The organism is Mycetohabitans sp. B46, assembly GCF_037389205.1.
GTDB lineage: Bacteria > Pseudomonadota > Gammaproteobacteria > Burkholderiales > Burkholderiaceae > Mycetohabitans.
On record NZ_JADBGL010000004.1, the window covers coordinates 279,220 to 295,005 of the forward strand.

At 59.7% G+C, this 15,786-nt stretch carries 1 protein-coding gene; it reads right to left on the reverse strand.

Annotated elements, in window-relative coordinates:
- Window positions 1-5 precede the first annotated feature (5 nt).
- Window positions 6-15,725 carry an SDR family NAD(P)-dependent oxidoreductase gene (locus tag IHE30_RS06680; protein ID WP_337689599.1) on the reverse strand — a complete coding sequence of 5,240 codons (15,720 nt, stop codon included), beginning with the start codon at window positions 15,723-15,725 and terminating at the stop codon, window positions 6-8.
- Window positions 15,726-15,786 lie beyond the last annotated feature (61 nt).

The following is a 15,786-nucleotide window of genomic DNA, read 5'->3' on the forward strand; positions in this document are numbered from 1 at the left end:
AGTGCCTACGCTGTACAGCGGTTTTCAACAGCGTCACGTTCTACGGTACCAATACTTACTAAATTAAGCAAAGAATCGATGGATAATTCACCGGCTAGAAATTGTTCTTCGAGTTGACTGTCGCGCGGATACGGTGGCTCAGCCTGACGGTATGACTGGGGCGCACCATTCGCTGCCGAGCCGGCTGGATTGCCGCCATTGCGCCAACTGGCCACCTCTGCACGATGATGATCGAGCAGGTACGCGGATAACGTCGTCACAGTGGGATAGTCAAACAGGATCGCCGCGCTCAGCTCAATGCCGAGTGCTCCACCTAGGTGGTCAACAAAGCTCGCGCCGAGAATCGAGTCAAGGCCGTAATCAGAAAACGGCTGCTCGTTATCGATCTGCGCCGCGTCAAGCTGCAACGCGCTAACCAGCCCTTGCACGACCAGCGCGGCGGCGGCTTCTTGGGAGGCGCCATTCACCTGAGCGGTAGCCACCGGATCAGGCACGTGCGCCGACTCAAGGCCATGGGCAGATTCAACCTCGCCCGGCTGCCCGCCGGCCAGCTGGGCACTTTCCGCCGGGTATTGGCCCAGCAGGTAGTCCACCAGACTGTCCAGCGTCGGATAGTCGAATAGCAAGGCGGTATTCAGCTCTATACCGAGCGCTTCGCCTAGATCGCCGACAAAGCTGACGCCAAGAATGGAATCGATACCGTAATCGGCAAACGGCTGATCCGCCATGATCCGCTCTGGCTCCAATTGCAGCGTTTTGGCCAAGCCGTTAAGCGCCACCGCGGTCAGTGCATCGCGGCTGTCGCCGTTTCCAGCCCCGCCAGCGCTGCGCGCCTGAGCGCAGCTTGCCTGAATGTCAGGACTGCTGTGCTCCTGTGCTGGGCGATCCGCTGGCGCCGCACACGCCTGACCATCGCTGTGAGCGACGATAATCTGCTGGCCGAGGCAATGAGCGCACTGCGCCGGAAAAGCAACGTCGCCGAACCCCGTTTCGCCCAGCACGCTGGCCCAGCTTTGCGGATAGAGCGCCGGCGTGCCAGGAATTCTCAACTCAGGATCTTCGTACAGCCACCAGCCCTTGAGCAAGCCGAAAGTGAGGTGGGAGAACAGCGATCTGTCGCTGATCTCGTTCATCACTAAGATCCCGCCGCGACGTAATACCGCGTTGGCGTGACTTAGGGTGCGGCGAATTCTGCCAGTGGCATGCAGCACGTTGGCCGCGATCACAATATCGTAGCGACCTGGCGTCAACCCCTGACTCTCCGGCGACTGCTCGACATTCCACAATTGATAAGTAAGGAAAGGATGAGCCGGACCGTATGTTTTTTTGGCATACATCAAAAATGCCTTGGACATATCGGTATAGCAGTATTCGGCGATATGCTCACGCCAGGGTTGTAGCGCCGGCAGCACGATTGACGTGGTGCCCCCGGTGCCAGCACCGATCTCTAGGATTCGAATCCGGCATTGGGGATCCTTGGCCAGTAGCGCTTCGATGTGCTGCTGAACCACGCCAGCCACCACCTGATTGAAGTAGTCAGACAACGCATTGTTGCGATAGACCCCTTCGACCTTCTCCATCGAGGACTTGGGGAAAATGACATCGGTTGCCTGGACCCGGCCACTGAGTATCGCCGGCAGCTGCTGCAAGCAGGCGTCAACCAGTTCAACCTGGGCCCTGCGCTGAGCGGAAGCCTTCAACTCGCCGCTGAGTTGGCGCCAGCGCTCAGCCAGCTGTGATCGCTGAGCGCACGCCTGGTCCGTGGCGCCAATCTGCGCGCCACGGCGCATCACCAGGCCATGCTGTTGCAGCAGCTCAATACAGGTTGACCACCAGCGACTATAGTTGTCGCCAATGCCAGCCTGATGGCGCATCACTTCGCTGTCTTCGAAGCATCCCGGCTGTCCAAACAGTCCCATGCGGCACAGCTGAACAAACGTCATGCCGGCCATCGCCTCGTCGAACGGCAGGGGGTCATGGGCAGCCAGCAGCGGTGCAGCGGCAACGCGGTAGCGCTCAAAGCCATCGATAGGCCTGGCGTCACCGCCGTCTGCGAGCACAATGGGCTCTGGTTGCAATTGCATTAGCTGCTGCACGGGTGCCGAAGCCGCCATGCAGATAACATGATCAAGTTGGCCCCGACTCAGTGCCTGAACAAAGCGAGCGAAACATTCAAAGCCGTCGCGATCCTCCAATGCACCGGCGTGGCGGCTCATCGGTTGCGCCGACGGGTCAACCGCCTGCTGCTCCGCGAGCGACGAAAGCCAAAATCCCCAGTTGATTGCGCCTACCGGGAAAGCGGCCTGGTGCCGCAAGCTGCGCACCAGGCTGTCACAGAAGGTGATCCCGGCAGCATAGGCGCCCAATTTAGCTGCGCCGGAGAAGGCAAAGCTCTGCCCCGACGAGAAGTAGCACATGAAATCCAGCGGCTCATTGGCAAACGCCCGGTAGAACGCAATGCCACCACGGCTTTTCACGTCCAGGATCTCGTGGAACTGCGCCTCTGGCATCCGGGTCAGGGCATCTTCATGGTTGAAAACCACACCAGAGAAAATCGCTCCGTTGATCGTGCGGTGACGCTGCTTGATCTGCGCGACAGCGCGTTGCAGCGATGCCAGATCGTTGGCGTCCGCTTGCAGGTACGTCAACTGCGCTGGATCGATCGCACCACCAACGCTGCTCAAGCAGCGATCCAGTCGCCGTCGCACCTTGGGATCGTGCGCCCCACTGCGTCCCAGCCAAATCACGTTGGCTTGGTAGTCGGCAAGCAGGTAGCGGCTGATGATCCCGCCCACTGTACCGCTACCGCCAAGGATCACGTAAACGCCGCCGCGCTTGAGCGCCGGGGTGACAAAATCTGTGTTGGCCTGCACCGGCTGCGGGGCCTGCCAAGCCAAGTTAAAGATGCGGCGGCAATAGCGCTGGCCTGCGCGCAAGCACAGTACGTCACCGCGCGCCAGCCCGCGCTCGCTTTGCAACTGGCGCACCCATTGCGGCAGGCGCCGGCTGTTGGCCAGCTCGCGACTGTCCACATCGATATGACGCACTCGGAACCGATGCTCGCCTTGAGCAATGGCATAGGCCATGCCGGTCAAACCGCCGCCAAAGGCGTTGACTGGCTCATCAGCAATGGCAAAGTTATTTTGGCTAATGATATAGCTGTCAATCGTTTGGCGACCACCCTGCTGCTTGAGCCACTTGATCAACCGGAGCAATAAAATCTCATTGTATCGCGGGCTATCGAGCAGCGCCTGCCAATCGGTTGGCTCGCCTGAGCTGCCAATAAAATAAAAGCAGTCGATCGCTGGATAGCCACCGAGACAACAATCCAGTGCTTGCGGATCTGCCGCATCCAACGACCAGTGATCCGCGGCCACTAAGCGGTTGAGCTGCCCCGGCTCTACGCGAATGACTTTGCCGGCGCCGTTCACAAAATCTGCGCTGGCGAGGTACTGACTTGCAATCGCTTCGGCAGCGAGCGCGGCCGACGCACAGGCGACAATCAAGACGCAGCGGTGCTCGCTGATCAGCGGCTGATCGTGTCGCCCCTCGGCCTGCCAGCGCGATACATAGCTCAGTCGATCACAGACGGTTGACGCCACCGACGCAGCCGCCGTCTCCATCGCGCTTGCGGGACGGGACGGGACGGGGGGGATCTCGGCAACTGCACGGTCGTCACTGGCGATACGCGCGCGGACAGGGGACTCGCTAACCGGCAGCCAGAAGGTCTCGCGGGCAAACGGGTAGACCGGCACGCTAATCCGGTATGGCTGCGGGCCCGGGCGCTCAGCATGCAGCAGTGACCAGTCGATCACCTCGCCGTCCACCCATAATTGCAGCAGCTTGTCGAACTTACCGCTAGCAGCACAGTGGCGGATAACCGGTGCCCAATCCTCATCGGCTTGCGCAACCCACCGTTCGCGCTTGACGTCGCCTACATAGATGCCGTCACCGGCCTGGCCGCCGCTGTCAATAAACGTTTGCAGCTTCATCGCTAGCGCAATAGGCGTCTCAGCCACCAGGCCGAGCCGTGTCGCCATCATCTCGCGGCCGGTTTGCAGCGTATAGGCCAGGTTGGCCAAGTCAGCACCCGACATAGACGGCCAAGCTTCAACATAAGCCAGCAGCGCCTTGGCATAGTCGCGCAGGCGCTCGCCGTCGCGGGCCGACAAAAGAATCACCTCAGCGCCACGCTGATTTGGCAGTGCTCGGTATTCGTTGTGCTCCTGCAGCAACACATGCGCATTCGCGCCACCAGCGCCAAAGGAAGAGACACCGGCAATGCGCGGTCCTTCCGCTGCTGGCTGCCAGTCGCCCAACGTCTGCTGCAAGTAAAACGGCGTGGCGTCCAATGTCAAGTTGGGATTCAGCTTGGCGGCATGCAGGCTTGGCGCGATCTGCTTGTGCTTGAGCTGCAGGATCACTTTGCTGACCCCGGCGATGCCGGCCGCGCCTTCTAAATGGCCAATATTCGATTTCACCGAGCCCAGCGCGCAACGGCCCAGATCGACGCCGTCCATCGCAAAAGCTTGGCTCAGCCCGCTCACCTCGATCGGATCGCCGAGTTCCGTGCCCGTGCCATGGGCCTCGATATAGCTAATCTGGCTTGCGTGCAGCCCGGCTTGCTCGATTGCCAGGCGAATCACTTTGGCTTGAGCTTGGGGATTGGGCACGGTGTAACCGTTGGTTTTGCCACCATGGTTGACCGCCGTGGCACGGATGACGGCATGGATGTTGTCCCTATCCGCTAATGCCTGCGACAGTGGTTTCAACAACACAACGCCGACACCCTCGCCGGGTACAAAGCCATTACCGCCTTCTCCAAAGCTGCGGCAGCAACCGTCTTTCGACAGCATTTGGCCGGCACATAGCTCGACATAGTTGGACGGATGCAAATAGAGGTTGACGCCACCGGCAAACGCCATTCGGCACTCACCGCGACGCAGGCTTTCGCAGGCCCGGTGCAGCGCGGTCAAAGACGATGAGCACATGGTATCCACCGGTTCGCTCGGCCCATTTAGGCCTAGGACATAGGAGACCCGGTTGGCTGTTGAGCTAAACGAAGTGCGCGGGAATATCAGATGACCTTGTTCTCGCAACGCCGGCCCATAGAGGCTGTATCCGGTTTTGGTGATCCCGGCAAAGACACCGACATTGCCTTGGTAGTGCCCCGCCAGCGTCGCCTTGGTGATGCCAGCGTCTTCCAGCGCCTGCCAGCAGGATTGCAAGAACAGCCGTTCTTGCGGGTCCATGTTGACTGCCTCACGAGGCGAGATATTGAAGAACAGCGGATCGAACTCGGCAAACCCTTCAACAAAGCCACCCCACTTACTGTAGCTACGGCCCTGCTTCAGCGCCTGCTGCACTGAGTCAACATAAAAGTCCTGCAGCGACCAACGATTCGCCGGAATTTCGCTGATGCAGTCGCGTCCCTCCTTGAGGTTGCGCCAATACTCGTCGAGGTTGGCGGCTTGAGGATAGCGACCGCTCATGCCGATCACCGCGATGGGCTCAACCGCAGCATCCACCACCGGCTCAGCAGCCATTACCCTATGTTCAGCCAGCGTCGTTTCCCGCTTAGCGCCCCCCGGTTCGCGTTCGTCCAGCTTAGCGCCCCCTGGTTCGCGTTCGCTCAACGCCTGACTCTGGACTTGCCCGTCGCTTTCCACTTCGACCAAGCCGCTCCACAACAAACAAGCGCGATGATGCCGCTCCACCAAATAGCCGGTCAACTTGTCCAAGCTGTGATATTCAAAAAACAGCGTTTTGGACAGTTGGCGTTCCGCCGGCTGCAGCGACGTCAACCGGGAGAAAGCGTCTTCCAGCGCCTTGTTGAGCCGGGTGATCATAATCGAGTCGATGCCATACTGCTCCAGCGGCGCGTCGGTCTCGACGCGCGCGGGCGGCAGCTTGGTGACTTCACAGAACACTGCCTTCAGTCGCTCAAGCGTGGCGGCGGCCAGCCGCTCACGATCCACCGTGGCATCGGCCAACGTCACCGCGTCTGGCGCACCGCTGCCCGCCGCAGCCAGCACCGCGGCCAGCTCTTCAGCGCCTGACGCGGCGGTGAAATGACCGCGGATCTGCGACAGATCACCCTCAATGATTAATAGCCGTTCCAGAGCGGCATTCAGTCCCAGTTGCAATGCGTTGACGCCATGGACCGACTGCATCGGCGCCATCCCGGTCTTGCGGCGAATGTCTACCCGATCGGCAGCGCTGATTTGCATGCCACCGTCCCGCCACAGCGGGTAATTGATTGACATCGTATGGCCAAATCGCTGGCCCTGCTCCACCCGCCTGTTGCGCAGGCTGGCAAAGTGGTCCATGAATGCATTGGCCGCGGCGTAGTCAGCCTGCCCCACACTGCCCAGCACAGCCGAGCACGATGAAAACAAGACAAAAAAGTCGAGGTAAAGCCGACGGCAAGCCCGATCCAGCAGTTCGGTGCCGATGACCTTGGCGGCAAATACCTCGGCCATATCCTGGGCAGACTTGCGTGCGAGTAGCCGATCCCTATTGACACCTGCACTATGTAGCACGCCGTTGAGGCCGCCATGTTTGGCGCAGATCTCATCCATTAGCTGCTCAAGTGCTTCGGCATCGGTCAAATCGACCCGGTAGTAGCTCACTTGGGCGCCAGCGTCGCGCACTTGCTGCAGACGCGCCTGCTGCTGGTGGTTAAGCGCCGAGCGGCCGATCAGGATGACAGTGGCCTCGCGACACTGCTCAGCGATCGCCTGAGCGAAAATCAGCCCCAAGCCACCCGCACCGCCAGTAATCAGGTAGACGCCTCGATCTTTCCAGCCTGCGGTCGCGCCATGCCTGTTTATCGGTTGGCCCGCAGCGACATCGTCAGCCAGCTCCTGCCATTGCAGCTCCAGGCGGCCACCGTCCGCGCCGCTTCGTTGCAATACCGAACTGCCGCTGCGGTGCGTCTCAGAGAGCATCGCCGTTAGCTCACTCAGTTGTAATGCGGACAATGGCTGGCCGGCCTCAACCTCGACCAACAGGCAACGCGCACTGAGCGTAGACAGCTCCAGGCAAGCCGTTTTCAGTAGGCCATCGAGCCCCGCGTAAAGCAAACTGTCCGCCTCGTGCTCGGCAATGGCCAATTCGACGTGCACCCGGCCACTCAATTTTTGTAGACGCAGTAACAGTGCAATCGCCAGCTCCTGGTAACGCGCTGCCGGCGTGCTCTTGTTAGAAGCCAGGACCTCACAGCTGAGCGCACCTTCTACAGCGGTAGACAGCGCTTGCCATTGCGCCACCTGCTCACGGCTAAACCCGATCAAAAACAGCAAGCGCTGGACGGCTCCATCATGAGCCTGAGCGTTTCCGCCAACAGGCTCCTGCCAAACAGGCCGTGCGAGGAACAAACCCGTAGCAGACTGCGGCAAGTCATCGCCCGTTGATTCGCTCGCAGCATTCGGTGCTGCAATAGCGCTGCGCTCAGCGATGACCGACCGTGCGGTTTGATCGACCCAGTAACGCTCCTTGGCAAACTGGTAACTCGGCAAGTTCAGACGCCTTGCCGATCCGGCCGGCCACCGCGTCGCCCAGTCAATCTCGGCGCCGCCAACCCATTCAGTGGCCAGTCGCCCAGCTTCGTCGTCCAACCATACGGATGAGTTGCCGTTGGCCAGCCGTGCCAGCTGGGCTTGCAGCTGCGAAAAATTGTCGGCCACCACCGCTGCCCGCACCCGCATAGGCTCTCTAGCCGTCTGTAAGGTAAAGGCCATATTGGCCAGCAGCCCCGGCTGCGACGACGCGCTTTTGTCTAGCCAACGCGCCAGCGCCCGGGCATTGTCCTGCAAGCTTTCAGCGGTTTTAGCTGACAATGGAAAAATCCGGCTGACTGTCGGTGGCGCCAGGCGCGGGTCAACGGCTTGTCTTGCTGGGTAGTCACCGATGACCAAGTGGGCGTTGGTGCCACTATGGCCAAAAGCATTCAGCGCCGACAGCAGCCGTTCGCCGCCTGTTGGCTGCCAATCAATCGCTTGACGGTTGATATAAAACGGCGAGCCCTCCAATTCAATCAACGGGTTGAGCCGTTCGAAGCCGGGCATCACCGGCAGTTTGCGATGCCGCATCGACAGTAGAATCTTGATTAAGCCGATGACCCCGGCACCCGCGGCCGCATGGCCGAGGTTAGCTTTGGCACTGCCCAACACACAATAGCCTTGGGCATCGGTGAACTGACGGAACGCGCGGATCAATGCGTTGGCTTCGACCGGATCGCCGAGCCGAGTGCCGGTGCCATGGGCCTCGACATAGCTGATCTGCGATGGGTCGATGGCGAACTTACGATAGGTATCGCGGATCAACTGCTCCTGGGCGTCACCGTTTGGCGCGGTAATGCCGTTGCTGGCCCCGTCCTGGTTCACCGCCGACGCTTCAATGACACCATAGATCGGATCGCCGTCGGCCTCGGCATCCTCCAGCCTTTTTAGCACCACCATGCCGACACCTTCGGAGATCACCGTGCCATCGGCTGCCGCATCGAACGCGTGACATTGGCCGCTGGGGCTGAGCATATCGATCGCTGACAGGCTGATCAATCCCTGCTGATCCAGCAGCGCGTACACACCGCCGGCTAACGCCATATTGCTTTCTGCATGACGCAAGCTTTCGCAAGCCTGGTGGATCGCCACGGCAGACGAGGAGCAACCGGTGTTGACGACCATCGCCGGCCCTTTCAGGTCGAGGAAGTAAGACAGTCGAGAAGCCACGATCGCCTCGGAGCCACCCGTAAAGGAGTCGTGGTGATAGCCACCGGGCTCCGCGCCGACGTAGACGCTGATCGCACGACCCGCCAGCGTCATTGGGTTATAACCGGCATCCTCAAGCGCCTTCCAGCTTTCCTGCATCACCAGCCGCTGGTGCGGCGTCATCGACTCCGCTTCATGAGGCGTGAGGTTGAAAAACAGGGGATCGAAGCAGTCACGGTTCTTCAGTATCCCTGCCCATTTGCAGTAACTCTTGCCGGGTTGCTTATCGGCACTGTAGGCACGGGGATCGAGATAATGCTCCGGCAGCGCTTGCACGCTATTGTGCCCGGCCAGCAAGTTATCCCACAGCTCATCGACATGATCAGCGCCAGGGAACTGTCCAGACATGCCGATCACCGCAATCCGCCCGCTAGCGGCCGTGCTCGCTAACGACTGGCCGCTTGGGGCTGCGTCGATAGCCGTCGGCCGGCCTGCGCCACCCAGCGCAACGGCCATGACTGGGCTCATCGTCGCTGTCGCTGCCGCAGCGGCAACTGCCGGCGGCTGGGTCGTCAAGGTATCGTTCGCTACGGCCGTAGCAGGACGAGCGTCAATCGGTTCAGCCAGTGCCTGTTTGATTTGCTCGCCATACGTGGTGTGCAAATAGTCCCGCAGCTTCGCCACCGTGGCCTGCTCAAACAGGATCGCACTATTGAGCTTGATTCCCAGTTGCTGGCTCAAATGCTTGACAAAGCCCACCCCAAGGATCGAATCCACGCCATAGTCAGAAAACGGCGTGCGTAGCGCGATGCTCTGTGCGTCAGCCTTAAGCGTCTTGGCTAACGAATCGATGATCAATTGTTGCAGTTTACCGGTCATATCTTCGCATTGTCCGGCCTTGCTTGCATGGTGCTCGTTTAACATTAAGTCGTTTTCCGGTTGGCGTGCCGACGCGGCTGGGGAGGGTTGTCCGATGTGTTGCAGGACTAACCCGTCACTATGGGCGGTGATGATTTGTTGGCCTAGCGTAACCCCGTGGTCGATTCGCAGACTGACCTGCTTGAAGCCTTCACTGCACAGCAGCGCAGTCCAGCTGTCATCGGCCAGTAACGGTGAACCGGGGATCCGAAGTGGTTCGTCCTCATACAGCCACCAGCCGTCGAGAAGGCCGAAGGTCACGGTCGCTGCGGTCGTCTTGCGGTTAAGCTCGTTCAACGCCAGCAGACCACCACCGCGTAGCATCGCCTTGGCGTGGGCTAGCGTGCGACGCATATTGGCTGTTGCATGCAGCACGTTGGTGGCAATAACGATGTCATAGCCGATAGCGGCAGGGTTGCTATCGTCAAAAGCCTGGCTGATATCCAGAATCCGGGTGGTGAAATAGGGGTGGTCAGCCGCGAAACAGCGCTCGCCATGCTGTAAAAACGCCCGGGAGAGATCGGTATAGCAATATTCACCGATTTGCCCAGCCAACGGCTGCAGCGCGGGCAGCAGCTTTGCAGTGGAGCCACCCGTGCCAGCGCCGATTTCAAGGATTCGCACCGGCCGCTGGGGCTCCGCCTCGAGCCGGCGGCGCGCATAATCGGTCACCACGGCCGCTAATTGATCGTTGAAAAAATCCGACAACGTATTCTGTTTGTAGATCCCCTCGACCTTGGCCATCGAGCCGTCGGGGAACAACAGATCCGTGGGCTGAATCTGTCCAACGAGAATGTGCGGCAGCTGTTGCAGGCAATCATCGATCAAGACCACTTGAGCTTGGCGATCGCGGTCTTCCAAATAGCGATCACGCTGCTCCCGCCAAGCAGCCCAGATCGCTGCATGGCGCTCTTGGGCAATGTGTACCGCCAGGCCAAAGGTCTCGCCCTGCTGCTGTAGATAGCCATGTTCTACTAGAATCGCCAAGCATTCCTGCCACCAGCGGCGATACCTGTCGCTGATCCCTGCTTGCTGTCGCCAAGCTTCAGCACTTTGCTGACCTGATGCGGTGAAAATCCCGAGCGTTTGTAACTGGATCAACAGCAATACGGCGATCGACTGATCCAGTATTCGAGGATCAAAGATGTGCTGCAGCCTGGCAAGCTCGGCGGGCTCCAATTCGACGCTCTGCGCTGGCTGCGCTGGCACGGCAAGAGGGTTCAGCTTGTATTGCCGCCCCTGCGGCACGGCCATCAACTGACGCACCGCCGTCGAAGCCTTGATACACAACAATCGAGGCAGCGAGCCGCCAGCCAGGTTGGCGACAAAGCGGCTGAAGCAGGCAAACCCTTCGTCATCGTCAAGCGCATCCATGTGTTGGCTGATCGCCTGCGGTTGTAGCGACGCGCGCCAAAACCCCCAGTTGATTACGCCGACCGGGAAAGCCGCCGCCGGGCGGATCGCGTCGGCAAAGGCATCGGCAAAGGTAATGCCGCACGCATAAGCCGACAATTTGGCCGCACCGGAGAACGCAAAACCCTGGCCGGAAGAGAAATAACAGAGGAAATCGAGTGGCTGCTCGGCAAACGCCTGATAAAAATGGATGCTGCCGCGGCTCTTAACTTCGAGAATTTGCCTAAATTGCGCTTCCGAGGTCTGTTGGATGCTGTTTTCAAAGTCAAAGACCATGCCGGAGAATAGCGCGCCATTGATCCGCCCATAGCGTTGTTTGATCTGCGCCACTGCCTGCTGCAACTGCGCCAGATCCGTCGCGTCGGCCTGGATATAGTCGACTCGACCACGGAAAGGGGCCGCCGACACACTTTGCTGCACCTCGCGGCTGTCAGCGGCCTTGCGCCCCAGCCAGATCACGCTCGCCTGATAATGCTCGATCAGTTGGCGACTGATCACCTGACCGATGACACCGCTGCCGCCCAGGATGACGTAGACCCCCTGCCGCTTTAGCGCTGAACGGCTGTCACCGCTTACTGGCAAGGCCAATGGCGTCAGCTGTTGAACAAAGCGCTCGCCTCGGCTGAGCTTGATTAGCTCCCCCCGCTCTGAAGCGGGTTCAGCGAAGATTTGCGCCAGCAACCGCTGCCGACTGTCTCGCGTGTCTAACTCCACGGAGCAGATATCTAGGTTGCGCAGTTGCACCCGGTGATCGCTCTGGGCCATCGCATAACCCAGCCCGGCCATGCCCGCTCCGAGCGGATTGCCTACTCGCTGCTCACCGGCAAAAGCGTAACGGTCTAGCGACAGCAAGAAACAATCTATCCACGCGCTGGCAGCTAAATGCTGCTGCAATGCCTTAAACAATCTGAGCAGTGGCAATTCGTTGTGTTGCACGCTATCGGTTAGACTCAGCGGCGTGACATCGCGCTGAGCTTGCGCACCGATCACGATAATCTGCGCCACCTTGCCAACCGCCGCGAGGATCCGCGCAAAACCTTGCGGATCCTCGTGGCCGCAACGCCAGCGACCCACCGTCAACTCGGCAGTGGCGCCCGTACCGCAGTCGATCTGCACCACCGTGCGACTATCGCGATAATGTTCAGCCAGTGCCTCGAGCAGCAGCCCGGTCGCCGCGCCGCGTTGCTCCGCCGCCACTAGCACAATCGCCCCAGGGCCTACCAACGTGGCCCGCTCGGCCGCTGCTTGCGGCTGCCAGCGCGGCAGATAGCAACAATGGGATAAATCGCTGTCGGCCAGCACCTCACGCTCAAGCAACGGCAATGCGTCTGCCCCTTGAGCGTCGGCCCCGTCGTGACACGGAGTGGGATGCGCTAGCGACGGCATCCAGTAACGGTTTTTGGCGAACGGATACCCTGGCAAGCTCACCCGCATGGGCTGCCGATACGCTCGATCAAGATAGAGCCGATTCCAGTCGATTGCGCCGCCACGCACCCACAACGCCGCCAGTTCGGCCAACTCACGTTGCTCCAGCCAACGGCCGATTTGCTTTTGCGATTCAGCGTCGGACCACTGCGCCTCGAGCGACTCGTCAAACGGATCGACATGGCCGTGGAACACATCGTCGATCGGCTCGCCAGTGAGCCACTGTGCCAGACGGCGTTGCAAAGCTGGAAGGGTGTCAACGATGAGCGCCAGCCGCACGTCCATCGCTTCTCGCCCCACTTGTAGCGTAAAGGCCAGATCGGCTATCTCAATCAGATGAGCGTCTTCACTGTCAAGGTAAGCCTGCAAGCGGGACACCGACTCAGTCAGGCGCTGCTGATCGCGAGCCGACAGCAGGATCAACCAGGGACCGGCTGCGGCGGGTCGTTGATCTACCGCGCCAATATATTCCTCGACAATCAGTGAGGCGTTCGCACCGCCCGCCCCAAACGAGGAAATTGCCGCGATCCGCGTGTCGCCGTTGGCTGGCCACGGCGACAACTGTTGCTGCACCCGAAAGGGCGTGCCTTCAAACTGAATTTTGGGATTAAGCTGCTCGGCGTGCAACGACGGCACCAGTTGGCGATGCTTGAATTGCAGCAGCACCTTGCTTAACCCAGCGATACCCGCTGCGCTTTCACAGTGGCCAATATTGCTCTTGACTGAGCCAATGGCACAACCCTGACTGGCCGCGCCATTACGCTTGTCAAAGGCTCGACTCAAGCCGCTGATCTCAATCGGATCGCCCAGTGCGGTACCGGTGCCATGAGCCTCGATATAACTAATTCGGCTGGCGTCGAGCGCCGAGCGCGACAGCGCTTTTTCTAATACACGCTGCTGGGCGCCGGCGCTGGGCACGGTATAGCCGTTGGTCTTGCCGCCGGCATTAATCGCGCTGCCACGAATCACCCCATAGATCTGGTCACCATCGGCAATCGCCTTGTCCAGCGGCTTGAGCACGACCGCGCCCACCCCTTCACTATCCACGAAGCCGTCGGCGTCACCGCCAAAGGCACTGCATCGTTCGCCTGGCGACAGCATCATCATCTCGCACAGGTTGACGTAGTGGTGCGGATTGACGATCAAGTTGACGCCACCTGCAATCGCCACCTCGCAGCTGCCGTTCGCCAGGCTTTCAATCGCCAGATGGATCGCTGTCAGTGATGACGAGCAGGCGCTGTCGACCACAAAGCTCGGTCCCTGGAGATTCAGTTGATAGGACACCCGATTGGCAATCGACCAATAGTTGCTCATCGGGTTATAGCTGCCGTTCATCACCCCGACAAAGACCCCAACCTCACCCTGTCGATACAACGTTGCCGGGTTGTAGCCCGCATCTTCGATACTGTGGTAGGCCACTTCAAGGAAAAGCCGCTCTTGCGGATCCATCCGCTCAGCTTCACGGCGGGAGATCCGGAAAAACGCCGGGTCAAACTGATCAACGCCCTTTAGAAAGCCACCCCAGCGGGTGTAAATGTGCTCGGCCTTTCCCTTCTCTGGATCAAAATAACGGCGCCAGTCCCAACGCTCAGCTGGAATTTCGTCGATCGCGCAATGGCCGCCGGCCAGGTTACGCCAAAATGCCGCCATCGACTCTGCACCAGGATAACGGCCATCGAGACCGATAATAGCGATCTTGTTTCGGCTGTCCTGCCCAACACATTCGATCGGTGCCGGGACGTGATCGATATCGGGTGTGCCATTGACCTCCGGCGCCGGGTGGGATTTAGCCTGCGACACGAACTGTACAACGGCGGCTGCCCCCTTGTTCAGTTCAACGTTGGGCTGTCCCAACAAAGCTTCAAGCTCGTCTTTCCGATGCTGAATAAAATAGTCAGTCAGCGCCGCCAGAGTCGGCATTTCAAAGAACAACGCACTGTCAATGGCTTCGAAGTGCTCATTGAAAGCATTGGTCAGCCGAACCACCAAGATCGAGTCTAGACCGTAGTCCTCCAGCGGACGAGATAGGCTCATCTTGTCTGCCGGAATCTTCAGCGTTGACGCCACCAGTTGTCGCAGGTAATCGCTCACCCGCCGCCGCCAACTGCCTGACGCTACGCCATCCTGCATCGGGCTGGGATCGTCATCACGCTGGCTGGCGATGGACGGCCGCGCGCTCGGTCGCTCCGTCTTTGCGATAGTTTGACGCACGATACCGTCACTCTGGGCAACGATGATTTGCTGGCCTAGGCCATGGGCCTGCTGGGCGGGAAACAGAACCGGACTCAGCCCCTCCTGCTCCAGCACCGCCTGCCAGCCAGCGGGCGACAATCCAGGGCAGCCGGGAATACGCAATGCACCATCCTGATAGAGCCACCAACCTTCTAGCAGGCCGAAGCTCAGGTGAGTAAACAACGATGCTTCACTGATTTCGTTGAGCAACAACACGCCACCTTTGCGCAAAGCAGCCTTGGCGTTGCGCAACGTCTGGCGGATCTCCGGCGTGGCATGCAGCACATTGGTCGCCACCACCAGATGATAATGGTCTGTAGCGATCCCCTGCTCCCCGCAAGGACGGGAAACATCGAACAGCCGAGTTTGTAAAAATGGGTGATCCCGGCCAAATTCATGGGCGCCATGCTGTAGAAAGGCATGGGACAGATCGGTATAGCAATATTCGTCGATATGCGCCCGCCATGGCGCCAGCGCAGCCAGTAGCCCTGCCGTAGTACCGCCAGTGCCGGCACCGATCTCAAGAATTCGCAACGGCTCGGCATCCTTAGGACGGCTTTCGATATAGGCCAGCGCCGCTTCGATCAGGACCCGATTGAAGTAATCGGAGATCCTGTTGTTTTTGTACACCCCTTCCACCAGCGCCATCGAGCCACCAGGAAACATGACGCTGGTCGCCGGCTTCTCGCCAGTCAGTATAGATGGCAGGTTCTTCAGACAAGCGTCAAGCAACTGCGCCCTGGCTGCCAAGTCACTCTCCTGACGCCAACTCGCTAGCCGCTCGTGCCATTGCTGCCATAACGAGTCGGGGTCGCCAACCTGAACGCCAGCCACATACTTTAGGCTTTCGTCTAGCCAGAGATAGAGGTAATCCGGCGTGGCGTTACCGTGCTGCGGCGCAAGGCGCCGCAAATCCTCGTTGCGATGTAGCCCCAGTTTGTGCAACTGGATCGCCAGTAGGCGGCACGCCAGCGCTTCAAGTTCACCGGCCAGCGTTGCTGTAGTCTGATTTGCGTCTGTTAGCATGCTTCAATCCTGTGGTGACGCGTCTGCTGTCTCTTAATGGTTGCGATGTCAAGGTGTTGCA